The following is a 24427-nucleotide window of genomic DNA, read 5'->3' on the forward strand; positions in this document are numbered from 1 at the left end:
ACCGAGCTTGATGGCGGCATGCGCTACGGCGACCCCGGCGCCGGCGGCGCCGGTGTCGCCGTAGCGCATGCCGCCATCAAGCTCGGTATTGAGAGATTATCGATCTTTGACCAGGATTCAAAACGGGCAGAAACCTTGGCTCGGCAGTTGAACGATCGGTTCTCAAGGGATTGCGCGCGTGCCACGACGGATGTCGGCAGCGCCCTGCGCTCCGCGGACGGCCTTATCCACGCGACGCCGACAGGTATGAAGAGCCATCCTGGTTTGCCGATCGATGCGGAATGGCTTCTGCCACGGCATTGGGTGGCCGACATTGTCTATATGCCGCTCGTCACAGAGCTCCTTGCTCTCGCCGAAGGAAAAGGCTGCCGGACCCTTCGGGGCGGCGGCATGACCGTCTACCAGGCAGCAGCGGCTTTCGAATTGTTCACCGGGATAGCACCGGACGCAGAGCGCATGTCCCTTCACTTTACGGACCTATGCCGCCTGTCGGTTTGATGGGGATATCCCAAATGCCGCATATCATCATCGATTATAGCCGGGGCGCAGGCGAGCATGTAGCCATGGACCGACTGACGCTGACCGTGCATCGCTGCGTTCGCGATGGCGGCCTTGTGAAACCTTCCGCCGTGCGCACGCTTGCGCGGGAGGCGACATACTCCTGCGTGGGTGATGAGCATGTCGATCATCATTTCATCCAAATCATCGTGCGGATGGCACCGGGTCGTACTGCAGAAACCAAGCAGAAGCTTCTCACTGCCGTTCTCGAGGCCGCGCGGACGATCGCCGCGCCTGCTCTCGAAGCTGGAAAGCTCGGCTTGCGCGCAGATCTCTACGAGTCGGACCCTGATTTTGCTGTTCAAGCAATCGCGTTCGTCTGACCAGAACAGAGTGCTCAAGAAGGACACTATGCTATGAGTCTGATCTACGTTCTCAATGGACCAAACCTCAATCTGCTTGGCAAACGCCAGCCGCATATCTACGGGCATGAAACGCTCGCAGACGTAGAGGCGGACTGCCGCAAGCTGGCAGCCGAACTCGGCCATGAAATCCGCTTTCACCAGAGCAACCGGGAATACGAGATCATCGATTGGATTCATGAGGCGCGCGAGGACGGTGCAGGCATCGTCATCAATCCGGCAGCCTTCACCCATACCTCACTCGCCATCCTCGACGCTCTGAACACATTCGAGGGGCCTGTGATCGAGATTCACATATCCAATGTGCACAAGCGCGAAAGCTTCCGACACCATTCGTTCGTTTCGCACCGCGCGGACGGCGTGATCTGCGGCCTTGGAACGGAAGGATACCAGCTTGCCATCCGACGCGCGGCGACAATGATCAAGGCGGCGGGCAAGGGCTGAGGTGACCATGACCCAACGGGTTAAGCTGGCCGTAGTTGGGGCAGGCCTCATCGGTAGGCGCCATATTCAGCACGTCCTGGCCGAGCCCTCGGCGCAACTCAGCGCCGTGGTCGATCCCACGCCGGCTGGCGAGACCATTGCCAAGGAAGCCGGCGTGAAGTGGTTTCCAAGCTTCGCAGAAATGATTGCCGCAGACCTACCTGATGGGATCATCGTGGCTACGCCCAACCCGGCTCACGTTCAGAACGGGTTGGAAGCCGTTGAAGCCGGCATTCCTGCACTCATCGAGAAGCCTATCGCCGACGACATTATATCCGGGGAAAAGCTGATCGCTGCGGCTGAGGCAAAAGGTGTTCCTCTTTTGACCGGTCATCACCGCCGACACAATCCGGTGATGCAGAAGGGAAAGGAAATCATCGAAAGCGGAAAGCTCGGCCGCGTTCTTGTTGTCAATGCGATGTTCTGGCTATTCAAACCCGACGACTACTTCGACATCTCGTGGCGTCGTGAGCGCGGTGCGGGGCCGGTTTTCCTCAATCTCATCCACGATGTTGATAGTCTGCGCTACCTTTTCGGCGATGTGGCTGCGGTTCAGGCACGCGAGTCCAACGCGGTGCGCGGCAACGCAGTTGAGGAAACGGCTGTGATCCTGATTGAGTTCAAGAACGGAGTGTTGGGAACTGCGACAGTTTCGGACGCGGTGGTCGCACCGTGGAGCTGGGAGATGACAACCGGAGAGAATCCGGTTTACCCCAAAACCGAGCAATCCTGTTACTTGATCGGAGGAACGCATGGGTCGCTGTCTGTTCCGTCACTCGAGGTCTGGCGCAATCCTGGTAAACGGAGTTGGTGGGAGCCCTTTGACCAAACGCGTATCGAGGTCGACGACGAGGACCCGCTCGTTCTGCAGATCAGGCAATTCTGCAAGGTGATCCGCGGAGACGAACCGCCGCTTGTCAGCGGGCGTGAGGGGCTCAAAACCTTGAGGGTAGTCGATGCGGTGAAACGCTCGGCGGCAACGGGAGAGCGTATCGAGTTGAACTGACGCCTGAGTAATGTGACCGCCTGCTCGCCCTTCGCGTCTCCTTGCATCCGATGCGATGAGACGCCGGCTCAACACCGACGTTAGGCATCGCGCTTCTGGCGGAGGAAATCGTCGCCGCCGCTCTGTCTTCGCCGCCATCGAAACGCGCCTGCTTCGGCAATGACGCAACGCTTCATCGAATTTCTGGGTGACTGCTTGAAGCCGACTTAAGGCAGAAATCAACGTTCGCCTTTACGTGCCTTTTTGTCATTCGGTGCTTGGAGCCGGATGTCCGAAACGGGTCGCACCATGCCGTCTACTAGGTGCCCGTCCAACCACCGTTGTATGGCGGAAACCGGCCATATCCCCGTCATGTGAACGTTGCCGTGGCGGTCGCCGCCTGGATCGAGCCCTGGCCAAGGCGCCGTAGCTCCACATTCCTTGACATCGGGTACTTATCCGAAATTATGCAGGAAAGAAGGATCGCAAGCATGACGGGAATCGCGCTGTCGGGCGTATCAAAGCACTTTGGCGCAGTCGAGGTGATCCGCGACGTGAGCCTGGACATTGAGCCAGGAGAGCTGGTCGTATTTCTCGGTCCGTCCGGTTCTGGCAAGACGACGCTGCTCCGTATGATTGCCGGCCTCGAAAGCATTGACGAGGGCACGCTGACGATCGACGGGGTGCGCTCGGAAAACCTTGCGCCGGGCAGGCGCAACGTTGCGATGGTCTTCCAGAACTATGCGCTTTACCCACATATGACAGTCTCGGAGAACATGGCCTTTGGGCTAAGGAACATTCGGGTCGCGCCGGATGTTATACGCCAACGGATCGCTGAGGCTGCGCGTATCTTGGAGATCGAAGCGCTGCTCCACCGGCGGCCGTCGCAGCTCTCCGGCGGGCAGCGCCAGCGCGTGGCCATCGGGCGGGCGATCGTCAAGGAGCCCAAGGCATTCCTGTTCGACGAGCCGCTCTCCAATCTAGACGCGGCGCTTCGAGCCCGCACACGCGTCGAGCTCGCCGAATTGCATCAGCGTTTGAAGTCGACGATGATCTATGTCACCCACGACCAGGTGGAAGCGATGACGCTCGCCGACCGTATTGTGATCCTCAACAATTGCCGGATAGAGCAGATGGGAAAACCCGTCGAGGTCTATTCACGTCCGGCGTCGCGATTCGTCGCGGCCTTCGTCGGGTCTCCGGCGATGAACATTCTGCCTGTTACGGTTTCGGGCTCAGGCGACAGGCTCAATGCGCGCTTGACGGATGGATCGCTCGTCGAACTTCCGGGCGGGCCCGTCAACATGGATTGGCGCGAACTAGGAGTGCGGCCGGAATCGCTGACTGTAGTCGCGGAGGGCGGGGACGCATTCGCCACGGCCACCGTTGTCGAGCGCCTTGGCGAGCGAACGCTCATCTATGCGCGGCTCGCGGATGGGACGCAGGTGACGGCACAAGATCGCGGGCTTTCGAGCGTCAAACCGGGCGACGCCGTTCGGCTGAAGTTCGACACCACGGCCCTGCATCTCTTCGCCGCGGACGGATCGACCTGGCACGCGCACGCTGACGGGGCCTGAACCCGTCGGGTCTGAATCCGGTTCTGCGCGACGCGTTTTAGCCCTTGATACCTGCCGAGAGCGTTATCGCTTCGGTTACTCGGCGCTGGAAGAAAAGATAGGCCAGCGCCACCGGAAGGCCGGCCAGTACGGCTGCCGACAGCTGGCGCGCGTAGTAGACACCGAAGGCGTCATTGACCTGCGTAATGCCGACGGTGATCGTCATTATCTCGGTGCGGGTCACGGAGAGGAACGGCCACAAAAACGCATTCCACGTCCAGATGAAGCAGACGATCGACAGCGCCGTCGTTACCCCCCAGTTCATCGGCATGTAGATCTTGAAGAGGATCCCGAATTCAGACGCATTGTCCATGACCGCGGCCTCGCGGAAGTCCTTCGGAACCTGATCGAAGAACTGCTTGTACACGATGATAATGACGGGGTGGATAAGCTGCGGTAACATGATTCCGGCCCAGCTGTTGATCAGGCCAAGGTTGGCGACCAGCACGAAATGATTGATGATAAGCGCTGAGATTGGCACCATGAAGGAGGCGAGGATCAGCCACCATAGCGCGATCCGCCCCGGGAACCGCAACTGCGAGATCGCGTAGCCGCACAGCATCGAGATGAAGATGGTGATGACCGTTACGCCGACCGCGACCGCCACCGAATTGACGTACCAGGCACCGATCTGTGTGGTGGTCAGGGCGTCAATGTAGTTCTCCAGCGTCGGCGTCTCGGGCCAGAGTTCGATGTAAGGCCGGACCACCTCGTCGTCCGGTTTGAGCGATGAGATCACACCCCAATAGAGCGGGAACGCCCATAGGATGGCCCAGACGAGCGTCAGTGCCGTGATTATCCCGCCCCAAAAGTTCCAGCGTTGCGCAGCCATGACGTTCATCGGCGCCGCCTTTCGGCGAACCGGAGCAGTTGGAATTGCAGGACCGAGACGACGACCACAAGGACGAAGAGGGTGACGGCGACAGCCGCCGCCCTTCCTCCCTGGTTCTGCTGGAAGGCCTTCTGGAAGACGTAGTAGACGAGCACCATGTTATCATTCGGCCGTCCGCCGATCGAGAACAGATAGACCTGATCGAAGATCTTGAGCTGCAGGATGAGTTGGATGGTTAATACCAGCGAGGTGATCGGCCATAGCAGTGGCCAGGTGATGCGCCGGAACGTGGTCCATCGCGTCGAGTTGTCGAGCGCCGCGGCTTCGTAGATCTCCGCCGGTATTGACCGCAGTCCGGCGAGGAAGAGGAGGATCGAGAAGCCCGCGGTCCACCAGATCGTCACCCCGGCCACCGCCGGCAAGAACCAGAGGCGCGACTTGAAGACCGGTACGCGCGGGATTCCCAGCCAGTCCAGCGCATGCATCGCGATCCCGAACTGGAAATTCAGCGTCCAGTCCCAGATCAGATAGACTACGGACACTGGCAGGATGTAGGGCAGGAAGAACAGCGCCAGAACGATCGCCTGGAACCGGCCCTTGAGGCGCGACACGCCAAGCGCGATCAACAGCGCGATGAGCGTTCCGGGGACTACCGTCATCAGCACGAAGTAAGCGGTGTTCCAGACCGCACGCCGGAACATCGGGTCGTTGTCGAGCCGCAGGTAGTTGTCGAGACCAACCCACCGACCCGCGCCGATCAGCGGCGCATCGGTGAAGGAGATGCGGAACATCTGGACCGTCGGATAGACGAACGCCAGCAGGTAGATCGCCATGAAGGGAGCGACCAGCACCAGCGCGACCAGACGTTCAGTGCGGGAGTTGCGAAGCATGGCTCTTCCTCAAATATGACTGGGACCGCTCTCGACAGGACGGTCCCAGCCTTTGAGCCCTACATGCTGTTCAGCTCTTCCTTGATGGATTTCACCGCCTCGCCGGGCTCCATCTCTCCATTGAGGGTCGGCACGAAATAATTGGACATGATGTCGAAGATCGGCCCGGCAACACCAGCCTTAGGCGACTTCGGATCGAAGATCATGTTGGCCGTCAGCGTCGAGTAGGTCGCGTTGGGCTCCATTGCCTTGTATTCGGCCGTCTCGGTGACTGGCTTGTATGCCGGGATGTGGCCTGCCGTGGCCCAGAACAGCGAGTGCTTGTCCATCCATGAGATCACCTCGAGAACGGCGGCACGCTTTTCCGGGCTGATCTCCTTGCCCTTGTTCTTCGGGATTGCGAATGAGTGGCTGTCCGCATAGGTGCAGGGCTTGTCGAAGATCACCGGGATCTCGACGGCGCCCCAGTCGAACAGCTTGCCTTGCTTGGCAAGGTCGGTCATCGTGGGAACTTCCCAGACGCCGTTGATCATCATTGCGGCCTTGCCCGAGGTGAATAGGGCGACGGTTGCGGGATAGTCCGTGTAGGTCGACTGCAGCCCGGCCTTCGTCCACCCTTGCAGAACCGCTAGCGCCCTCGCCAGCTTTTCGGGATTGTCGCCGGCGAGGAACTCGTTGCCCGTCAGAAGCTCGCCGCCTTGCTGACACACCAGCGAATAAATGGTGCGGTACATGAAGTTGCCGTCGGCGGTGACGCTGCCCAACGGGAACTCGACGCCGGCATCCTTCAACTTCTGCAGTGTCGCGGTAAATTCCTCCTTGTTGCCCATGCCCACGGGACGGCCGTCGCCGCCGAGCACGCCTGCCTTCTTCAGGAGGTCGCGATTGTAGTACAGGACGATTGGATGGGTATCGAGCGGCACTGCGTATTGCTTGCCGTCGACCGTCACGGCGCCCATCGTCGTCTGGGCGAAGTCCGAGGCCGAGAGGCCCATCTTGCTCATGTCGTCGGCGGTGATTTCTTCGAGAATGTCCTGGCTCACCGCCAAGGGGATGCGGCTGGCATGATAGGTCATGACGTCTGGCGCCTCACCGACCGCGACCGAGGTCTGCACCTTCGCGTAGAAGGGCGTTCCCCACTCCAGCGTCGTGGCGTCGATCTTGATCTTGCCGGCGTGGGCGGCGTTGAAGTCGGAGATCATCTGCTTCATGCGCACACCGTCACCGCCGCCGAGGAAATCCCACCATGCGACGGTTTCTTCGGCCTGGGCCGCGACGACCCAGAATCCTCCGGCCGCAACCACCGCTATGGCCATCATCTTGCGAAAGTTCATCTCAGCTTCCTCCCGAGTACGGCGGTTAGATCCACCTTGAACATTTCAATGCTACACCAAACCAAACCGCCCGCAACGGATTTTACGGTATATATCTGATGGTCGGATATTAACTCAGAGCGTCACGCGCACCATCGAGTAGGAGTGCGGCGGCAAAGTCAGCCTCATTCCCTTGCCGCTGAGCGCTGCTCCGTTGCCTTTGACCGGCGATACGTTATCCGGCGCGTCCTTCGTGTTGCAGGCCTCGAGATCGTCGTGACGGATGATCGTATGCTCGATGGACTTGGCGGCGAACCGCTCGAGGGCGACGTCGGCCTCTATCGTCTCGGACCCATGCCGGTTGATTGCGAAGAAGGTCAGCGTGCCGGCGTTCGAATCGTGCACGCCTGCAATGTCGAGCCATGGCACCTTGTCGGCCGCGGCCGCGTCATAGGTAGGCACCTCGACCGCGAGTTGCAGCGCGGTGCCGCGGCCGTGCCTGGAGGCCAGCATAAAAGGCCAATAGATCGTTTGCCGCCAGGCGGTGCCGCCGGGATCGGTCATGATCGGCGCGATAACGTTCACCAATTGCGCAATGCAGGCGATGCGAACAATATCCGACCGACGGATGAAGGTGTTGATGATGCAGCCGACCTGCAGCACGTCCTCGAAATTGTAGATGTCTTCCAGAAGCCTGGGCGCTTCCGGCCAGTCCCAGCCGCGCATCCGCTCGGCGTCCCGCTTGCGCTGATGGTACCAGACGTTCCACTCGTCGAAGGAGATCTTCACGTCCCGCTTCGAGCGGGTCTTGGCCTTCACATAGTCTATAATGCCTGCGACCGTGCCAATGTAGCGGTCGAGCTTGGCCGGAAGAGCGAGATATTCGGCCGTGTTCTTTTCGTAGTTCTCGAAATACATGTGGAGAGAGATGTAGTCGACCTGCTCGTAGGTCGCTTCCAGCACGGTTGCTTCCCACTGCGGATAGGTCGGCATATTGGAATGCGACGAGCCGCAGACGACCAGTTCCACCGTCGGGTCGAGGCCGCGCAGCGCCTTGGCGGTCTCGTTGGCGAGATGACCGTATTCTTCCGCCGACTTGTGGCCAACCTGCCAGGGACCGTCCATTTCATTGCCGAGACACCAGAGGCGGCAGTTCCAGGGTTGCGCTCGTCCGTTCTTGGCCCTGAGGTCGGACCAGTAGCTGCCGCTCGGGTGGTTGACGTATTCAACGAAGGCCCGCGCCTCGTCGAGGCCGCGGGAACCGAGATTGACCGCAAGCATCATCTCGGTGCCGGCCTTTTCGGCCCAGTCGGCGAATTCGTGGATTCCAACCAGGTTCGGCTCCGTGGTGCGCCAGGCAAGATCGAGCCGCCGCGGGCGGTTCTCCTTTGGGCCTATGCCGTCTTCCCAATTGTAGGCGGAAACGAAGTTGCCACCCGGGTAGCGGCAGATCGGAGTGTCGAGCGCACGCACCAACTCGATCACGTCCTTGCGCATCCCCTGTGCGTCCGCTTGTGGATGTCCGGGCTCGTAGATGCCCGTATAGACCGCTCGGCCAAGATGCTCGAGAAACGAGCCGTAAAGACGTTTGTCGATATCCGCGACGGCATAGGCCGCGTTCGCCGTGACTCTGGCCTTCATGATCCCTCCCACTGCGGATTATCAATCTGACTTTCCGGTCTATATCCGGATCCTCGGATCAGTTAATGGCGGAGTTCGTTCGCCCGTCAAGGGCCTAAGATGCCGTCAAGCCTTCAGCAGGCGCAGAACGATGTCGTTGCTGTAATTGCCGAAGCCGCTGCCGAAGATATTTATGCCGCCGGGGTGACGCGCATCTTCCTTCACGCCGATTCGTATCCGGATCGAGCGGTGCCGCCCAAGCTCCAGATCAGCCAGCGAGCATTTGGAAACCTTATCATTGTTGCGATAGGTGCCATTGTTCGTGACGCGCCAGTGTGCGAGGTCACCATACTGCGATCCGGCCAGCTTCCACCAGCCGGGCGTATGCTTGCCGCGCTTGTCCCCATAGTCGGCCGGCGCCGTCCAGGTATCTATCTCGTGTCCGTTGATCGCTACCGTGATGTCTGATGGCCAATCCTTCGATGTGCCCGGCACCTCCGACGAAAGCTCCATCGCTAGTTCCAACCCGCCGACTTTGACATTGGCAAGCGCCGCATTGTTGGGAAACTGGTATTCAACGAAGCCGCGCGTGAACCACAGCAGCCCTGCCCGCATACGGTCAGGATCGAGGAAGGTGTCGGGCACATCGAGAAGTCCGATGACGCCGTCCTTTGAACACAGGCCGCAGGGAGCGGAAACTTCGCATCTCGTATAGAGTCCAAGCGGCATCGCCACTTCTATGACGCCGAGATCCTGCGCCGGGGTGCGGTCCTTAAAGACGACAACCAACTCGGAGAAGGTCGAATAGCAAACCTTCTGGCTTCCCTTGCGCGCCTTCTGTGATTTCGTCTCGATCAAACCTACATCGACAAGAACCTGGATGTTTGCGGAAATCGTCGATTGCGGAAGATCCAGTTCTTCGGCCACTTGATTGACGTTTTTCGGCCCCTTGCGGTGCAGCAGATCGAGAATCCGGACCCGGACCTCGCTCGCGAGGCTCTTCAACAAGTCAAGCCGCTCAAGCGGATCGACAACCATGATTTCATTCGACATATGGCCCGCACTCGTCACACGGGGTTATGTATCAGCAGATCAGATACAAATAAAGACGGTGGCGTTATGAATTGACCCCCCTAGCTGGCGTATCTTTCGTAGCGACTTCGTCATTCAATAGTTGACCAGCACGGCCACCACGGCGGCGTCGCCTGCGTTGACCAGTCCGGGGAAATGCCTGGCCGTCAGCATGCCCATGCACTTGGCAAAAGCGTCGCGGAACTTCTCATGCGCCGTTTGAAACGTGAAACGCGCGCGCCCCAGAACGGCTCGTCTTGCCGACAGGGATCATTGAGCGCGGATCCGTTGGTCCGCCTGCATCGATCCGTCGCGTGCCAATCTGGGCGGCGATCTCGCACGCGAAGAGGAGGCCCTCCGCGGGATCGCGAAACGGCAAACCGAACAGTCGTCCCGCCGAAGGCCCCTGCCCGATCATCTGCCGCGTGAGAAGGTGCTGGTCGGCCAATATTGCCCCCATGCACGGCTCTATCGGCAGTCGCAGATCTCCGTCCGCCCTGTCGTCGACCTTCCTCGTTAGACGCTAGCCGGCCTCCGTCCACCACATTCTGATTAGTCCACTGACCCGTTCGGTGGTAAGGCTCTTGGAAGGTGCCCCACTACCGCGATGAGCAACCCTCTCCTGTCCTGCCAACCGTTTGATGTCAGCGCCTCTTCCAGGCCTTGGGGGATGCCCCCTGAGCGACATCTAAGCCTTCCGAGGTAGCTCCGATTTTGAGCCGATGTGCTGCGCTCCGGTGAATTTAGTGTAAGCCAAACCACGATAATCTTGAGAAAAAACCGATACTAGGGCACAATTTGCGAACGGAAGTGGACAGCTATCTCAAGTCCGACCCTGTTGCGCCGGGCGACAGTTCGCGTCGGAGGAGCGGCGTCGATGGATCAGGGGTTCTTTCTTCTGTTCGCGGCGGCGTCCGTAGTCGCGGCTCTGACCTTGGTCTTGGCGCGGAACCCAGTTCACAGCGCATTGGCGCTGATGGCGTGTTTCCTTCAGATATCGGCGATCTTCGTCTTGCTCGAGGCGCCGTTGCTCGCAGTCATCCAGATTTTTGTCTATGTCGGCGCGATCATGGTCCTGTTCCTATTCGTGATCATGATGATTGATGTACGCGAAGCGGTGTTGCAGCGGTTCTTGCCGGGCAGCAATCTGCCTGCCCTGGTGCTGCTCGTCTTGCTCGGGGTCGAGATGCTTGTACTGGTGCTCAGGAGCGATCGCTATTCGGTCGCCAAGCCCGTCGCAATGCGCACCAGCGGTGAGGTCAGGCAGCTCAGCACAACGCTTTTCGCAGACTATCTCCTACCGTTTGAAGTCGCCTCCATCATCCTGCTGGCGGCGCTGGTAGGCGCCATCGTGCTGGCGCGGAAGGAGCCGCGGTGATGGTGCCGCTGTGGTGGTATGTCGTGCTCGGAGTGGTCCTGTTCGTAATCGGAGCGGGGGGCGTACTGCTCAGGCGCAATATTTTGGTCGTGCTGATGTCTCTGGAACTGTTGCTCAATTCGGTCAACATCAATTTTATCGCTTTCGGGCATTACTACGACGACTTCCGCGGGCAGATATTTGCAATCTTCGTCATCGCAATCACTGCGGCGGAGGTTGCCGTTGCCCTTGGTATCTTGGTCGCCCTCGCGAGGAACAAGTCCACTCTCAAGGTCGACGAAGTGACCATTATGAAAGGATAGCCGGTGATATCGATCCGGCCACTGCTTGCCGTCGCCGTCGCAATTCTTGCGGCTCTTGCAGTACTCCTTCTAGATAAGCGCGAGAAACTTCGCGATGCCGTCTCGCCGTTGGCCGCGATCGCCATGTTCGCAATTGTCGCCTCGATGGCGCCCACGGTGCTGGCGGGCGGGACAATCGATTTGCGCCTGTTCGAAATTCTGCCAGGGATCGACTTCGCTTTCCGCGTCGATGCGCTCGGCATGGTGTTTGCCACCGTCTCGTCGCTGCTGTGGATCGTGGCGTCGATCTATTCCATCGGTTACATGCGGCACTTGAATGAGCATGCGCAGACCCGGTTCTTCGCCTGCTTCGCCGCCAGTCTCGCAGCAGCCGCCGGCGGCGCCTTCGCCGCCAACCTGTTCACGCTGGTAATCTTCTACGAGGCGCTGAGCCTTGTGACCTATCCGCTTGTCTACCACCATGAGGACGAGGAGGGATGGGCGGGCAGCCGCAAGTACCTCGTCTATTTGATGGGCGCGTCAAAAAGTGTGCTTCTGGCCGCGCTTGCGTTGACTTACCAGATTGCAGGGTCGCTCGACTTTGTGGCGGGGGGACTGCTGGCGAGGGTCGACGCATCGGCGTCGCTGCTGACCATCATCTATTTCTGCTACCTCTTCGGCTTCGCCAAGGCCGCGGTGATGCCGATGCACGCCTGGCTGCCTGCCGCGATGGTGGCACCGACACCGGTAAGCGCGCTCCTGCATGCGGTGGCCGTCGTCAAGATGGGTGTGTTCTGCGTGCTGCGCGTGGTGTTCCATGTCTTCGGCGCAGGGCTGGTGGGGGGACTGGGGCTTGGCATCGTTACGGCCTATATCGTCTCGTTCACGATCCTGATGGCGTCCATCTACGCCCTGACGCGGGACGATCTGAAGGCTCGGCTCGCCTATTCGACGGTCAGCCAACTCTCCTACGTCCTGCTGGGCGCGGTTCTGCTGTCACCCGTCGCGATGGTCGGGGGCATCATCCACATCGCGGCGCATGCCTTCTCGAAGATCACGCTGTTTTTCTGCGCCGGTTCGATCTACTGCGCGTCCGGCAAACGCAACATCAGCGACATGGCCGGCATCGGCCGCAGGCTGCCCTGGACGATGGGAGCGTTCTTCGTCGGCTCGCTCAGCATGATCGGCGTGCCGCCCGCGGCGGGCTTCATCAGCAAGTGGTATCTGGCGCTCGGCTCTGCGGAGGCCGGGCAGACCCCGTTCCTTATCGTGCTCCTGATAAGTTCCGTCTTGAACGCCGCCTACTTCCTGCCGATCAGCTATGTCGCCTTCTTCGGGACGGAGGCGCGGGAATGGCCGGCGACCGTTCGTGAAATTCCAATGTTGACGATCCCGCTGGTCGCGACCGCCATCCTGTCGGTGTTGATGGGCATCTTCCCGGACTATTTCCTTGCCCTGGCGGAAAGGATCGTCAGATGATCAAGCGCGTCGTCGATTTCTTTGGCGATCATAGATATGCGACGCGTCGTCGCCGGCTATTCTATCTGGTGCTCGTCCTGGTCGCCGTGGCCGACTTTCTGGTCTTCCGCGACCACGCCGAATACCTGTGGGACCGGCTGCCTGGCTGGTCTGCTTTCTATGGCTTCGGCTCCTGCGTGCTTCTGATCTTCGTGTCCAAGTTTCTTGGCCATCGGTGCGGGCTGATGCGGCGCGAGGACTATTATGACTGACTTCGTCCATCCCGGCCTGCTGTTCATTCTCGGCGCGCTTCCCCTTCCCTTCCTAAGAGGGTCCGTCCGCAAGGCCTATGTGCTGCTGATCCCGACGCTGGCGATCCTCGCCGTGCTGACGATGCATCCCGGCAGCTACGGCGCGGCTCGGTTCATCGGGCAGCAAATCATAATTGCGAAGGTCGACAAGCTAAGTGTCCTCTTCGCCACCGTTTTCAGCATCATGGCATTGATCGGCACGGTCTATGCATTGCATCTGACGCGCGCAGGCCAGCATGTGGCGGCGTTCGTCTACGTCGGCAGCGCGCTCGGCGTCGTGTTCGCCGGCGATTATCTGACCCTGTTCCTGTTCTGGGAAGGTATGACGTTTGCCTCCGCCTACCTGGTCTTTGCCCAGCGCGGCGAGCCGGCATTCCGTGCTGGTTTCCGCTACCTCATGGTCCATGTCACCGGCGGCGTCGTTCTGCTCGGCGGCATCATTCTCCGTGGGTTCGCCACCGGTTCGCTGCTCTTCGGTCCGGTCGAAGGGGGACTGGACTTCGGCACCTGCCTGATCCTTGCCGGGTTCCTGCTCAACGCCGCTGTGCCTCCGCTGAACGCCTGGCTGACCGACGCCTACCCGGAAGCGACCGTCACCGGGGCCGTATTCATGAGCGCCTTCACCACGAAGACCGCTGTCTATGTGCTGGCGCGCGCGTTTCCGGGGACCGATCCTCTCGTCTGGCTCGGCACAGTGATGGCGCTTTACGGGGTCATCTACGCGGTGCTGGAGAACGATTGCCGGCGGCTCCTGGCGTATCACATCGTCAGCCAGGTCGGCTACATGGTGGCAGGCATCGGCATCGGGACCGAGATGGCGGTGAACGGCGCCGTCAGCCATGCCTTCGCACATATCCTCTACAAGGCGCTCCTCTTCATGGGCGCCGGGGCGGTGATCCATGTCACGGGGCGGCGCAAGCTCACCGAACTGGGAGGGCTCTACAAAACCATGCCGGTAACGGTTGCGCTCTACATGGTTGGCGCCTTTGCGATCTCGGCATTCCCGTTCTTCTCTGGCTTCGTGACCAAGTCGATGGTGGTGGCCGCCGCCGGACAGGATCATCGCGCGCTGGTGGTGCTGGCGCTGACGATGGCGTCGTCAGGGACCTTCCTGCACACCGGCCTCAAGCTCCCCTACTACATGTTCTTCGGCAAGGACCAAGGACTGGAGGCGCGAGAACCGCCGCGCAACATGCTGGTTGCGATGGGCATGGCGGCCGTGCTCTGCATTGCGATCGGCGTATTCCCCCAGACGCTCTATGCGCTTCTGCCTCATCCGGTCGACTTCGAACCCTACACTGCCGTCCACATCACCGAGAGCCTCGGCGTGCTGATGTTCACCGCCTTGGGCTTCGTCATGTTCCTCAAGGCGCTCGACCCCGAGAATACGATCAGCATCGATACAGACTGGTTCTACCGCATGGGCGCGCGGCACTTCATGTGGCTCGCCGAAAAACCGCTGGCGCGCTACGAGAAGGCGGTGAGCGACGTCTCCGAAACCGCGGCGCTGCCCTTCCTGCACGGGGCGGCACAGGCAGGCCTGCGGATCGATCTCCACGGCGTTGATGCGCTCGTGAACGGCGTCGCCCGCGCGATCATTCGAGGCGGCGGGCTACTGCGGCGGCTCCAGAGCGGCGTCGTCACCAACTACGCGCTGGCGATGATCGCAGGTGTGATCGCGGCCATCGCGGTATTCGCTGCGGCGTGGCGGTAGAGGGCGCCATGGCGGTCCCCCTGCTTAGCCTCATCGTCTTCACGCCAGCCGTCGGGGCAACGGCGCTGATGTTTATCCGCAATGACGATGTGGTGCGGTGGACGGCACTGGGTGTCACGATCCTCGACTTCGCGCTTTGTATCGCCATGTTGAGCGGCTTTGACACCTCTACCTACGGGATGCAGTTCACAGAGACGCGCCCATGGGTGCCCACGCTGGGCATCACTTACGCACTTGGTATTGACGGGATCAGCGCGCTCTTCGTGTTCCTGACCGCGTTGTTGGGCTGGATCTGCGTGCTCGCCTCGTGGACTGCGATCGACCGCAAGGTGAAGGAGTTCATGGTCAGCCTGCTGGCAATGCAGGCGCTGATGCTGGGCGTGTTCTGCGCGCTGGACCTGTTCCTGTTCTACGTCTTCTGGGAGGCAATGCTGATCCCGATGTACGTAATCATCGGCGTCTGGGGTGGCGACGGCCGGATCTATGCAGCATTCAAGTTCTTCCTCTACACGCTGGCAGGCAGCCTCATGTTCCTGATCGGTGTCATCGTGCTCTATTTCCACGGTGGCGAGACCTTCGATATCCGCACCCTGATGGCGCAGGATTTGCCGTTCCAGGTCCAGTCATGGCTGTTTTTTGCCTTCCTGATCGCCTTCGCGGTCAAGGTGCCGATGGTCCCGGTTCATACCTGGCTGCCGGACGCTCATGTGCAGGCACCGACGGCCGGCAGCATCATCCTCGCCGCTGTGCTCCTGAAGATGGGCGCTTACGGGTTCCTGCGGTTCTCGCTGCCAATGTTGCCTCAGGCGACGGCGCATTATTCGACGCTGATGCTGGTCCTGTCGGCGGTAGCTATCGTTTATGGCGGCTTGCTCGCCCTGGCGCAGGACGATCTGAAGAAGCTGGTGGCCTATTCCAGCATCAGCCACATGGGCCTGGTGACATTGGGAATTTTCACGCTGAACCTGCGTGGGCTCGAGGGCGGCATCCTACAAATGTTCAATCACGGCGTAACGACGGGAGCGTTGTTCCTGTTCGTGGGCCTTATCTACGAGCGGACCCATACCCGCAGCATCGCGGATTACGGCGGGCTGATGAAGGTGGCGCCGGTCTATACGGCGCTTCTTGCACTGTTCGCCTTGTCATCTATGGCGCTGCCGGGAACGAATTCTTTCGTGGGCGAGTTGCTGGTCCTGTCGGGCGCGTTCGCCGCCAACCTGGCTATCGGCGGTGTCGCCGTGCTGGGGGCCTTGCTGGGAGCGGCCTATCTGCTTGGCATGTACAGGAAAGTCGCGCTTGGCCCGGCCAGCGTTGGCTTGCGGTTCAAGATCCGCGACGTGAACGCCCGCGAGATGGCGGCGATCCTGCCGTTGGCCGTTTTCGTTGTTTGGATCGGACTCTATCCGAAGCCCTTTCTCGGAATCATCGACGCCTCGGTGGGGCATCTTCTGGCGCAGGTGCACGGCAAGGGGGGCGCCCAATGACCGCCGCCTTGCTTTTCCAGTCGATCCTGGCGAGCCTGCCCGAGATCGTGGTGGTTACCGGGGCCTGCATCCTGCTGATCCTGGGGCAGCTTGTGCGCAAGGAGCAGGAACATTTCCTTGTCTGGGCTTCAGTCGCGATCGTGCTGATTGCCGCCGTTGCAACACTCATGCTGGCTGACGAGGTGCGGCCGGCTTACTCGGGCATGTTCATCGCCGACCGCTTCGCGGTCTTCTTCAAGGTCGTGTTCTACCTGGCTACAGTTCTGACATTCCTTCTTTCGCGAAGATATGCCGAGATCGAGAGGATCGGGAGCAGTGAATACTATGTACTGCTGCTCCTGGCGCTTTCGGGAATGATGATCATGGCCTCGGCGATCGACCTCCTGTCGATCTATGTAGGCCTCGAACTGATGGTGCTCTGCACCTATGTGCTGACCGGTTTCCTGCGGCGGCAGCAGCGGTCGAACGAAGCGGCGCTGAAATTCGTGATCCTTGGCGGGGTCTCGACCGGGATTTTCCTTTACGGCGTTTCGCTGGTCTACGGGCTCGTCGGCACCACGCAGTTGGACAGGATGGCTGCGGCGGCGACCGGTGGTCCGCTCGATCCCGGATTGCTTCTGGCCGTGGTCTTTATCGTCGCGGGGCTGGCATTCAAGGTCGGCGCCGTGCCGTTCCATATGTGGGTACCGGACGTCTATGAAGGCGCGCCGACGACGATCACCGCCTTCATGTCGGTGGGGCCCAAGGCAGCGGGCTTCGCCGTGATCCTGCGGGTGTTCCTCAACCCGCTGGTCGCAGCCTCGAACGCCTGGATCATCGTCGCGGTCATTGCAGCCGTGACAATGGCGCTAGGTAGTTTCGTGGCGCTGGTGCAGGACAATTTCAAGCGCCTTCTGGCCTATTCCAGCATCGCCCATGCCGGGTTCGCCATGTTCGGTGTGGCGGCCGGCGGTGCGGACGGAGTGGCCAGCGTGATGCTCTATTTGCTGATCTATGCATTCATGAACCTCGGCATCTTCGGCACCGTGATCATGATGCGGAACGGCGATTTCTCGGGCGAGGTCATCGACGACTACGCTGGCTTCGCCAAGTCGCATCGCGGGCTGGCGCTTCTGATGCTGCTTTATCTGTTTTCGTTGGCCGGCATCCCGCCGACAGCCGGGTTCTTCGCCAAGTTCTACGTGCTGGTCGCGCTCGTCGAGCGGGGCTTCGTCATGCTGGCGGTGATCGCAGTGCTGCTGAGTGCCGTTGCTGCTTACTTCTATATCCGCATCGTGATGGTGATCTACATGCGCGAGCCGGAAGGCGCGTTCGTGCCGGCGCTGACGCCCTCGGTCCGCGCCACGCTCGCCTTCACCGCTGCAGGCACCATCGGCATCGGCCTATTTCCGGCGTGGTTTCTAAGGCTTGCCCAACATGCAGCAACCAGCGGCTGATCGATTGGATTTGCAATGATCCAATCGTCGGAATACTCTGGCGAACTAGAAAGGAATGCCCTTGTCGCTTCCAGGGCGCCCGCATCACCGGCCTCAAGGCGTCGGTGGCGGCCTGAGCAAAGCCCGCGGCGGGTGACCGGGGCTGTGCGACGTGACCGGAATGGAGTTCCTGCCGGTACTGTTCATGGTCGCCGGAATTGTTCTGGTGGCGACAGCTACCCTTTTTGTTTCCTCGCTGCTGCGCCCGTCCAATCCCTACCCCGCAAAGAACATGCCCTACGAATGCGGCATGGACCCGGCTGGTGAGGCCGCCGGCGGCCGCTTCAGGGTGCAGTTCTTCATCCTCGCGATCCTGTTTGTCGTCTTCGATGTCGAGACGATGTTCCTGTTTCCCTGGGCCGTCGTCCTGAAGGAAATCGGGCCGGTCGGCTATGTCGAGATGTTCGTCTTCATATTGCTGCTTCTCGTGGGCTTCGCCTACGCCTGGCTGAAGGGAGCGCTGGAATGGGAGGTGTAAACAACGCCATCCGCGACAGTGTCCTGTTCACCACGGCCGACAGCCTGATCAGCTGGGGCCGGAGGTCGGCGCTGTGGCCGGAGACCTTCGGCATCGCCTGCTGCGCCATCGAGATGATCTCGGCGGGCTGTGCCCGCTACGATCTCGACCGCTTCGGCGTGGTGTTCCGGCCTTCGCCGCGCCAGTCCGACGTGATGATCATCGCCGGCACCATAACGCGGAAATTCGCTCCCGTGGTGCGCCGGCTCTATGACCAGATGCCGGAGCCTCGCTGGGTCATCGCCATGGGCACCTGCGCGATCTCGGGCGGTGTCTACAACACCTATGCGGTGGTGCAGGGAGCCGAGACCTTCGTGCCGGTGGACGTGCATGTGCCCGGCTGCCCGCCACGGCCCGAGGCGCTGATGCACGGCTTCCTCCTGCTTCAGGAGAAGATCAAGAAATCCAGGGCGCTGGCAGGGGCGCCTGCGGAACGGGCCGCAGTGCCATGAGCGTGGAGACACCCCTCATCCCTGCCCTGATCGTGGAACGCTTCGGCGGGACGATCGAGCAGCTTGGTTTCTCGCACGGGGTTCACGCTTTCGCCGCTCCGCCTGGCATGATCGTCGAGCTTTGCCGGTTCCTCAAGGAACACCCGGCGCTGCGGTTCGATTTCCTGTCCGACATCTGCGGGGTCGATCACTACCCAGAAGCACCGCGCTATGAGGCGGTGTACCACCTCTTTTCGCTGCCGAACAAATGGCGTGTGCGGATCAAGTGCCGCCTCGGCGATCCGCCGCGGGTTCCGTCGGTGACGGGGGTCTGGCGCACCGCCAACTGGCATGAGCGCGAGGCCTGGGATATGTACGGGATCAGGTTCGAAGGCCACCCCGACCTGCGCCGGATCTATATGTGGGAAGGGTTCGAGGGCTTCCCGCAGCGCAAGGACTTTCCGCTCCGCGGCTACAAGGACAAGCTGAACCCGTTCGGCGCAGAGGGTCCGCCGCCGACGCAGCCCGACCTTGCCACCAAGGACATTCCACAGGGAGGCCGTTCCACACCCGGGACTTGAGATGACCGAAGTCACGGAACTGAGCCGGCCGGAAGCCGATACGCCCAACACCAGGGAGGTGCTTCTCAACCTCGGCCCACAGCATCCCAGTACGCATGGCGTGCTGCGGCTCGTCCTCGAACTGGATGGCGAATATGTCGCGCGCGTGGACCCGCATATCGGCTACCTCCACCGCGGCACCGAGAAACTGGCCGAGAGTTTCGCCTACACCCAGATTTTTCCGCTGACCGACCGGCTGGACTACCTCTGTCCACCCTCGAACAACCTGGCCTTCGCGCTTGCGGTGGAGAAGCTCCTGGGCATCCAGGCACCTGTCCGCGCGCAATATATCCGCGTGCTGATGGCGGAACTGGCGCGAATTTCCGGCCATCTCCTGATCACCGGCGCGCTTCCGATGGACCTGGGCGCCATGACCGCGCTGCTTTACGCCATGCGCGAGCGCGAAATGATCATGGACCTGCTGGAGATGATCAGCGGGGCGCGGATGCACACCTCATTCTGCCGGGTCGGCGGCGTGCGCGAGGACCTGCCCGATGGGTTCTTCCCTAAGATCCGAGAGTTCTGCGACATCTTCCCGAACCGGATCCGCGACTATGAACGGTTGCTCGACAGCAATCGGGTGTTCCTGAAACGCACGCAAGGGATCGGTGTGATTTCGCCCGAAGACGGCATCGATCTCGGCCTGAGCGGCCCGAACCTGCGCGCCTCGGGCGTCGACTGGGATATCCGCCGCGACGAGCCTTACGAAATTTACGACCAGCTCGATTTCAGGGTCATCACCAGGCAAGAGGGCGATTGCTATGCACGCTGGCGATGCCGGGTCGAGGAAATGCGCGAGAGCGTCCGGATCATCGAGCAATGCCTCGACCAGATGCCCGACGGGCCGTTCCAGATCGACATGCCGACAATCGCCTTCCCGGTGGACAAGGACCGGGTGCACTGTTCGATGGAGGCGCTGATCCAGCATTTCGACCTGTCGGCCTATGGCTTCAAGGTGCCGAAGGGCGAGGTCTATTCGGCGATCGAGGCGCCAAAGGGCGAGCTCGGCTTCTACATCGTCAGCGACGGGTCGCCGAAACCGTTCCGCATGAAGGTGCGGTCACCCTCGTTCGTCAACCTTCAGGGACTCTTCGGGGTCACCAACGCGCGCTATCTGGCGGATATGATCGCCGTGCTCGGCAGCCTCGACCCCGTGATGGCGGAGGTGGACAAGTAGCAGAGGATCTGGACGCGATGACCATGCGCGAAAAAATCGAAGAGGCGGCGGCGCGATATCCCGACCAGCGCTCGGCGATCATGCCCGCGCTTCTGATTGCGCAGAGGGAACATGGCCATCTGCCCGGCCCGGTGCTGGAAGAGGTCGCCGACATCCTCGGCGTCGAGCGTATCTGGGTCTACGAACTGGCGACCTTCTACACCCTCTTCCACACCGAGCCGGTCGGCATTTTCCACCTGCAGCTCTGCGACAACGTTTCCTGCATGCTGCGCCGATCCGAAGACCTGCTGAGGCACCTGGAGGAGGTGCTCGGGATCAAGAAAGGCGGCACGACCCCGGATGGGCTGTTCACGCTTTCGACCGTCGAATGCCTCGGTGCTTGCGAGATGGCCCCGGTGATGCAGGTCGGCGACGACTATCACGGCAACCTCGACATCGCGCGGATCGACGCGCTCCTGGACAGGCTGCGCGCAACGGTGCGGCGAGCGACAAGCGCCGATCTCGCCGCCGCAGGGCCGCCGGGAGAATAGCGCCATGTTCGAACCGGTCCTTCTCAAGAACGTGGACGCGCCGGATGGCCATCTGCTGTCGACCTATGAGGCCGGCGGCGGCTACAAGGCGTTGGCCAAGGCCCTGCGGGAGCACACGCCCGACGAGATCATCGACCTTGTCAAGAAATCCAACCTGCGCGGTCGCGGCGGAGCCGGATTTCCTACAGGAATGAAATGGAGCTTCGTGCCCAAGCGTGCCGGCAAGCCGAAATACCTGTGCTGCAACGCCGACGAAGGCGAGCCGGGCACCTTCAAGGACCGGATCATCATGGAGCGTGACCCGCACCAACTGATCGAGGGCATGGCGATCTCCGCCTACGCGATAGGAGCGGAAACCGCCTATGTCTATGTCCGCGGGGAATACACGCTGGCGATCGCGCGGCTGGAGCAGGCGATCGCCGAGGCTCATGCGAAGGGTTATCTGGGAACGCGTATCCTGGGCTCGGATTTCAGCTTCGCCGTGCACATCCATTGCGGAGCCGGCGCCTATATCTGCGGCGAGGAGACCGCGATGCTCGACTCGCTCGAAGGCAAGCGGGCGCAGCCGCGCCTGAAACCGCCGTTTCCGGCGGTCGAAGGACTCTACGCCAGCCCGACCGTTATCAACAACGTCGAGACGCTGGCCTGCGTCCCGCATATCGTGGTGCGAGGGGCCGACTGGTTCCGGGGTATCGGACCGGACAAGAGCCCCGGCCCAAAGCTCTATTGCCTCAGCGGACAGGTGCGCAAACCTGGCCTTTACGAGCTGCCGATGGGGATACCGCTGCGCGAACTGGTCTGTGATCATGCCGGCGGGCCGCTGCCAGGGCGCCAGCTCAAGGCGGTGATCCCAGGCGGGGTCTCGGCGCCACTGATCCCGGAGCGCGGGCTGGACGTCGGGATGGACTTCGACTCGTTGGCCGCTGCCGGCTCGATGCTCGGCTCGGCCGGGGTGATCGTGATCGACGACTCGACCTGCATCGTCAAAGTCGCCACTCGGATCATCGAGTTCTTCCACCACGAGTCCTGCGGCAAGTGCACCCCCTGCCGCGAAGGGTTGAACTGGGTCGTCAAGGTGCTGCGCCGGCTCGAGGCGGGCCAAGGCGAGCCGGGCGATCTGGAACAGTTGGGGGCGCTCTGCAAGGGCATTTTCGGTAACACGTTCTGCGCTTTGGGCGATGGCGCGGCAATGGGCCTGCGGGCAGCACTGGCCCATTTCGAAGATGAATTCGTCACGCACATTGAGGAGCGGAGGTGCCCGTTTCACTGAAGAGGGCGCAACGAGAGGACCGCGAGGAAGCCATGGTTCGCGTGACAATCGATGAACGAACGCTGGAAGTGGAGGCGGGCTCCACGGTGCTCCAGGCCGCCGAGCGTCTGGGCATCGACATCCCGACCTTCTGCTACCTGAAGCGGCTGCCGGCGCTAGCCTCCTGCCGCATGTGCCTGGTGGAGATTGAGGGGCAGCGGCGGCTGCAGCCTGCTTGCGCCACCGCGATCACCGACGGCATGGTGGTGCACACGAACACGCAGCTGATCGACGAGACGCGCTCTTCCATGCTCGACATGCTGCTTGCCAATCACCCACTCGACTGCCCGATCTGCGACAAGGGGGGCGAGTGCGAGCTTCAAGACATGGTGATGGCATACGGTCCCCGCGCAAGCCGGTTCCGCGATGCCAAGCGTGTGTTCCACTCCCACGACATCCGTCTCAGCCCGGTCATCATCATGAACGTCAACCGCTGCATCCAGTGCCAGCGCTGCGTCCGGATGTGCGAAGAAGTCGTCGGCGCGGTCGCCCTGGGCACCGTTGAAAAAGGCATGGATACCGCTGTCACTGGCTTCGAGGGCAGTCTCGCGAGTTGCGACCAATGCGGCAATTGCGTCGAGGTCTGCCCGGTCGGCGCGCTGATGAGCTTCCCCTATCGCTACAAGGCGCGGCCCTGGGATCTGGTCGAGACCGACACGGTCTGCCCGCATTGCGGCACCGGCTGCCAACTGACCGTCGGTACACGCAAGGGCGAGTTCATGCGGGTCCGCTCGAAGGTGGAGCACGGGGTCAACCGCGAAACGCTCTGCGTGCGCGGGCGATTCGGCCTCGACTTCGTCGGCAGTCAGGATCGGATCAAGCGGCCGATGATCCGTCGTGGCGGGGTCCTGGTCCCGGTTTCATGGGACGAAGCGGGCGACTACCTCCGCCGGCGGCTGTCGGCCGTCGCCGGCAAGGTTGCGGGCGGGCTGGCCTCGCCGCGCCTGCCCAACGAGGTGCTTTATCAATTCCAGAAGCTGATGCGGACGGCATTCCGGACCAACAATATCGACTGCTCCTCGCGCTGGTCCACGCCCTTTGACGCGCTCGGCCCGTTGGTAGCCTCCTTCTACACGCGAGCGCCGCTGGAGGAGGTAATCGGCAACGACTGTGTGCTTGTAGTCGGCGGCAACGTGACGGACGAAAACCCTGTCACCGAATATTTACTGCGAGACTGTGCACGGCGTCGACAGACCGGCTTACTCATGCTCTCGGCGCGGCCATCCCGCCTCGACGCCGATGCGCGGGCGGTCGTTCGCGTGCCGCCAGGCGGTGAGGCTCAGGGCCTTGCCGCAGTGGTGAGCGGACTGGGGGCGGCTGGTCAGGCATTGCCGGGCGACGTTTTTGCGGACATCGGCGTGAAAACCGGCCGGCCAGCAGCGGCCGCCGACAGTGACGATCCGGACCGCCTGGCCGCAGCGCTGCTGGAAGGCCGGAGCGCCACTGTGCTTGTCAGCGCCGACCTCTTGAGATCACCCCGGGCGCGCGCGACGTTGTACCAGCTCAACAACCTTTTGCAGGTCCTGCGCGCACTCGGTAAGGGCCTGGCGATGCAGTTCCTCTTCGACCGTGCCAATCAACTGGGCGCCTGGGACATGGGCGTACTGCCGACGGCGCTGCCGGGGTTGCGCGCGCTCGCCGATGATGCGGCACGCGCAACGCTCGAACGGGCTTGGGGCGCCGAAATCCCGTCTGAACCGGGCGCGGATTTCGACGCCATGCTCGAGCTTTGTAACGGGAAGCGAGTGGGTGCGCTCTATATCGCCGGAAGCGACCCAATGATGTCCTGTCCCGACCGGAAATTTGTGCAGCGGGCGCTTCGTGCCGCCGATCTCCTGATCGTGCAGGACGCGTTCCTCACGGATACGGCGGGCCTCGCAGATGTCGTGCTGCCGGCAGCGAGCTATGGCGAGGAATCCGGCACGTTCACTAACAACGAAGGCCGGACCCAGAAGGTCTGCAAATTCCGCGAATCCGCCCTCGAGGCGCGGGACAATCTGGCGATATTCGAC

At 61.5% G+C, this 24427-nt stretch carries 24 protein-coding genes and 1 pseudogene; 19 read left to right on the top strand and 6 right to left on the bottom strand.

Annotation, left to right across the window (positions count from 1 at the left end; genetic code table 11):
* The 5 genes and pseudogenes from EOA29_RS03350 to ugpC form a co-directional block, all read left to right on the top strand.
* Nucleotides 1-498: pseudogene (locus EOA29_RS03350) on the top strand (shikimate dehydrogenase); the annotation flags it as partial.
* Nucleotides 499-512: 14 nt separating this feature from the next.
* Nucleotides 513-881 (top strand): 5-carboxymethyl-2-hydroxymuconate Delta-isomerase, encoded by a 369-nt coding sequence (locus EOA29_RS03355; protein WP_126092641.1) that lies wholly within the window; start codon nucleotides 513-515, stop codon nucleotides 879-881.
* Nucleotides 882-914: 33 nt separating this feature from the next.
* Nucleotides 915-1364, top strand: a complete 450-nt coding sequence (aroQ, locus tag EOA29_RS03360; protein WP_126088218.1) for a type II 3-dehydroquinate dehydratase — start codon at nucleotides 915-917, stop codon at nucleotides 1362-1364.
* A gap of 7 nt (nucleotides 1365-1371) precedes the next feature.
* Entirely contained in the window at nucleotides 1372-2409 is a 1038-nt protein-coding gene (locus tag EOA29_RS03365; RefSeq protein ID WP_126092640.1) for a Gfo/Idh/MocA family oxidoreductase, read from the top strand.
* 470 nt (nucleotides 2410-2879) lie between these two features.
* The gene (gene ugpC / locus EOA29_RS03370; protein WP_126095811.1) at nucleotides 2880-3965 is read left to right on the top strand and encodes a sn-glycerol-3-phosphate ABC transporter ATP-binding protein UgpC; all 1086 of its coding nucleotides are present in this window, start codon (nucleotides 2880-2882) and stop codon (nucleotides 3963-3965) included.
* A 37-nt stretch (nucleotides 3966-4002) separates the two neighbouring features.
* On the opposite strand, the gene EOA29_RS03375 is transcribed toward ugpC, so the two are convergent.
* The 6 genes from EOA29_RS03375 to EOA29_RS03400 all read right to left on the bottom strand — a co-directional run bounded on the left by EOA29_RS03375 (nucleotide 4003) and on the right by EOA29_RS03400 (nucleotide 10178).
* On the bottom strand, nucleotides 4003-4845 hold the full coding sequence (locus EOA29_RS03375) for a carbohydrate ABC transporter permease (protein ID WP_126092639.1): 843 nt from the start codon (nucleotides 4843-4845) through the stop codon (nucleotides 4003-4005).
* A complete protein-coding gene (locus EOA29_RS03380) occupies nucleotides 4842-5726 on the bottom strand; it encodes a sugar ABC transporter permease (RefSeq protein ID WP_126092638.1) in 885 nt (294 codons plus the stop codon). Before EOA29_RS03380 ends, EOA29_RS03375 begins: the two co-directional genes overlap by 4 nt.
* A gap of 59 nt (nucleotides 5727-5785) precedes the next feature.
* Entirely contained in the window at nucleotides 5786-7060 is a 1275-nt protein-coding gene (locus tag EOA29_RS03385; RefSeq protein ID WP_126092637.1) for an extracellular solute-binding protein, read from the bottom strand.
* Between the two features lie 114 nt (nucleotides 7061-7174).
* Nucleotides 7175-8680, bottom strand: coding sequence for an alpha-N-arabinofuranosidase (locus tag EOA29_RS03390; RefSeq protein ID WP_126092636.1), 1506 nt, complete (start codon nucleotides 8678-8680; stop codon nucleotides 7175-7177).
* A gap of 105 nt (nucleotides 8681-8785) precedes the next feature.
* Nucleotides 8786-9712 (bottom strand): transcriptional regulator, encoded by a 927-nt coding sequence (locus EOA29_RS03395; protein WP_126092635.1) that lies wholly within the window; start codon nucleotides 9710-9712, stop codon nucleotides 8786-8788.
* A 226-nt stretch (nucleotides 9713-9938) separates the two neighbouring features.
* The gene (locus EOA29_RS03400) at nucleotides 9939-10178 is read right to left on the bottom strand and encodes a hypothetical protein (RefSeq protein ID WP_126092634.1); all 240 of its coding nucleotides are present in this window, start codon (nucleotides 10176-10178) and stop codon (nucleotides 9939-9941) included.
* A 429-nt stretch (nucleotides 10179-10607) separates the two neighbouring features.
* Here EOA29_RS03400 and EOA29_RS03405 point away from each other — a divergent pair, with 429 nt between their 5' ends.
* From EOA29_RS03405 to nuoG, 14 genes are all read left to right on the top strand, one after another.
* Nucleotides 10608-11108 carry an NADH-quinone oxidoreductase subunit J gene (locus EOA29_RS03405; RefSeq protein WP_126092633.1) on the top strand — a complete coding sequence of 167 codons (501 nt, stop codon included), beginning with the start codon at nucleotides 10608-10610 and terminating at the stop codon, nucleotides 11106-11108.
* The gene (nuoK, locus tag EOA29_RS03410) at nucleotides 11108-11410 is read left to right on the top strand and encodes an NADH-quinone oxidoreductase subunit NuoK (protein ID WP_126095810.1); all 303 of its coding nucleotides are present in this window, start codon (nucleotides 11108-11110) and stop codon (nucleotides 11408-11410) included. The genes EOA29_RS03405 and nuoK overlap by 1 nt, the downstream gene beginning before the upstream one ends.
* Before the next feature lie 3 nt (nucleotides 11411-11413).
* The gene (locus tag EOA29_RS03415) at nucleotides 11414-12868 is read left to right on the top strand and encodes a monovalent cation/H+ antiporter subunit D family protein (protein WP_126092632.1); all 1455 of its coding nucleotides are present in this window, start codon (nucleotides 11414-11416) and stop codon (nucleotides 12866-12868) included.
* Nucleotides 12865-13119 carry a hypothetical protein gene (locus tag EOA29_RS03420; RefSeq protein WP_126092631.1) on the top strand — a complete coding sequence of 85 codons (255 nt, stop codon included), beginning with the start codon at nucleotides 12865-12867 and terminating at the stop codon, nucleotides 13117-13119. Before EOA29_RS03415 ends, EOA29_RS03420 begins: the two co-directional genes overlap by 4 nt.
* Entirely contained in the window at nucleotides 13112-14872 is a 1761-nt protein-coding gene (locus EOA29_RS03425) for a Na(+)/H(+) antiporter subunit D (RefSeq protein WP_127220204.1), read from the top strand. The genes EOA29_RS03420 and EOA29_RS03425 overlap by 8 nt, the downstream gene beginning before the upstream one ends.
* 8 nt (nucleotides 14873-14880) lie before the next feature.
* A complete protein-coding gene (locus EOA29_RS03430; protein WP_126092629.1) occupies nucleotides 14881-16356 on the top strand; it encodes an NADH-quinone oxidoreductase subunit M in 1476 nt (491 codons plus the stop codon).
* Nucleotides 16353-17792 (top strand): NADH-quinone oxidoreductase subunit N, encoded by a 1440-nt coding sequence (locus tag EOA29_RS03435; RefSeq protein ID WP_126092628.1) that lies wholly within the window; start codon nucleotides 16353-16355, stop codon nucleotides 17790-17792. The genes EOA29_RS03430 and EOA29_RS03435 overlap by 4 nt, the downstream gene beginning before the upstream one ends.
* A gap of 151 nt (nucleotides 17793-17943) precedes the next feature.
* Nucleotides 17944-18309, top strand: coding sequence for an NADH-quinone oxidoreductase subunit A (locus EOA29_RS03440; protein WP_126092627.1), 366 nt, complete (start codon nucleotides 17944-17946; stop codon nucleotides 18307-18309).
* On the top strand, nucleotides 18297-18800 hold the full coding sequence (gene nuoB, locus EOA29_RS03445) for an NADH-quinone oxidoreductase subunit NuoB (protein WP_126092626.1): 504 nt from the start codon (nucleotides 18297-18299) through the stop codon (nucleotides 18798-18800). Before EOA29_RS03440 ends, nuoB begins: the two co-directional genes overlap by 13 nt.
* The gene (locus tag EOA29_RS03450) at nucleotides 18797-19360 is read left to right on the top strand and encodes an NADH-quinone oxidoreductase subunit C (protein WP_126092625.1); all 564 of its coding nucleotides are present in this window, start codon (nucleotides 18797-18799) and stop codon (nucleotides 19358-19360) included. The genes nuoB and EOA29_RS03450 overlap by 4 nt, the downstream gene beginning before the upstream one ends.
* A gap of 1 nt (nucleotide 19361) precedes the next feature.
* On the top strand, nucleotides 19362-20576 hold the full coding sequence (gene nuoD, locus EOA29_RS03455; RefSeq protein ID WP_126092624.1) for an NADH dehydrogenase (quinone) subunit D: 1215 nt from the start codon (nucleotides 19362-19364) through the stop codon (nucleotides 20574-20576).
* Nucleotides 20577-20593: 17 nt separating this feature from the next.
* Complete coding sequence (gene nuoE, locus EOA29_RS03460; protein WP_126092623.1) at nucleotides 20594-21106, top strand: NADH-quinone oxidoreductase subunit NuoE; 513 nt, start codon at nucleotides 20594-20596, stop codon at nucleotides 21104-21106.
* A gap of 4 nt (nucleotides 21107-21110) precedes the next feature.
* Nucleotides 21111-22376, top strand: a complete 1266-nt coding sequence (gene nuoF / locus EOA29_RS03465; protein WP_126092622.1) for an NADH-quinone oxidoreductase subunit NuoF — start codon at nucleotides 21111-21113, stop codon at nucleotides 22374-22376.
* A gap of 32 nt (nucleotides 22377-22408) precedes the next feature.
* A partial coding sequence (gene nuoG, locus EOA29_RS03470; protein WP_127220205.1) for an NADH-quinone oxidoreductase subunit NuoG occupies nucleotides 22409-24427 on the top strand: 2019 nt, incomplete at its 3' end.

The sequence above is a fragment of the Mesorhizobium sp. M1E.F.Ca.ET.063.01.1.1 genome, assembly GCF_003998155.1.
Taxonomy (GTDB): Bacteria; Pseudomonadota; Alphaproteobacteria; order Rhizobiales; family Rhizobiaceae; genus Mesorhizobium.

Bases quoted from the DNA above. Each gene is read 5' to 3' on its own strand.
- EOA29_RS03450 (WP_126092625.1), top strand. From the start codon at position 18,797: ATGAGCGTGGAGACACCCCTCATCCCTGCCCTGATCGTGGAACGCTTC.
- EOA29_RS03395 (WP_126092635.1), bottom strand. From the start codon at position 9,712: ATGTCGAATGAAATCATGGTTGTCGATCCGCTTGAGCGGCTTGACTTG.
- EOA29_RS03430 (WP_126092629.1), top strand. From the start codon at position 14,881: ATGGCGGTCCCCCTGCTTAGCCTCATCGTCTTCACGCCAGCCGTCGGG.
- EOA29_RS03390 (WP_126092636.1), bottom strand. From the start codon at position 8,680: ATGAAGGCCAGAGTCACGGCGAACGCGGCCTATGCCGTCGCGGATATC.
- ugpC (WP_126095811.1), top strand. From the start codon at position 2,880: ATGACGGGAATCGCGCTGTCGGGCGTATCAAAGCACTTTGGCGCAGTC.
- nuoE (WP_126092623.1), top strand. From the start codon at position 20,594: ATGACCATGCGCGAAAAAATCGAAGAGGCGGCGGCGCGATATCCCGAC.
- nuoD (WP_126092624.1), top strand. From the start codon at position 19,362: ATGACCGAAGTCACGGAACTGAGCCGGCCGGAAGCCGATACGCCCAAC.
- aroQ (WP_126088218.1), top strand. From the start codon at position 915: ATGAGTCTGATCTACGTTCTCAATGGACCAAACCTCAATCTGCTTGGC.
- nuoK (WP_126095810.1), top strand. From the start codon at position 11,108: ATGGTGCCGCTGTGGTGGTATGTCGTGCTCGGAGTGGTCCTGTTCGTA.
- EOA29_RS03435 (WP_126092628.1), top strand. From the start codon at position 16,353: ATGACCGCCGCCTTGCTTTTCCAGTCGATCCTGGCGAGCCTGCCCGAG.
- EOA29_RS03375 (WP_126092639.1), bottom strand. From the start codon at position 4,845: ATGAACGTCATGGCTGCGCAACGCTGGAACTTTTGGGGCGGGATAATC.
- EOA29_RS03365 (WP_126092640.1), top strand. From the start codon at position 1,372: ATGACCCAACGGGTTAAGCTGGCCGTAGTTGGGGCAGGCCTCATCGGT.
- EOA29_RS03385 (WP_126092637.1), bottom strand. From the start codon at position 7,060: ATGAACTTTCGCAAGATGATGGCCATAGCGGTGGTTGCGGCCGGAGGA.
- EOA29_RS03425 (WP_127220204.1), top strand. From the start codon at position 13,112: ATGACTGACTTCGTCCATCCCGGCCTGCTGTTCATTCTCGGCGCGCTT.
- nuoB (WP_126092626.1), top strand. From the start codon at position 18,297: ATGGGAGGTGTAAACAACGCCATCCGCGACAGTGTCCTGTTCACCACG.
- EOA29_RS03405 (WP_126092633.1), top strand. From the start codon at position 10,608: ATGGATCAGGGGTTCTTTCTTCTGTTCGCGGCGGCGTCCGTAGTCGCG.
- EOA29_RS03420 (WP_126092631.1), top strand. From the start codon at position 12,865: ATGATCAAGCGCGTCGTCGATTTCTTTGGCGATCATAGATATGCGACG.
- nuoF (WP_126092622.1), top strand. From the start codon at position 21,111: ATGTTCGAACCGGTCCTTCTCAAGAACGTGGACGCGCCGGATGGCCAT.
- EOA29_RS03355 (WP_126092641.1), top strand. From the start codon at position 513: ATGCCGCATATCATCATCGATTATAGCCGGGGCGCAGGCGAGCATGTA.
- EOA29_RS03380 (WP_126092638.1), bottom strand. From the start codon at position 5,726: ATGCTTCGCAACTCCCGCACTGAACGTCTGGTCGCGCTGGTGCTGGTC.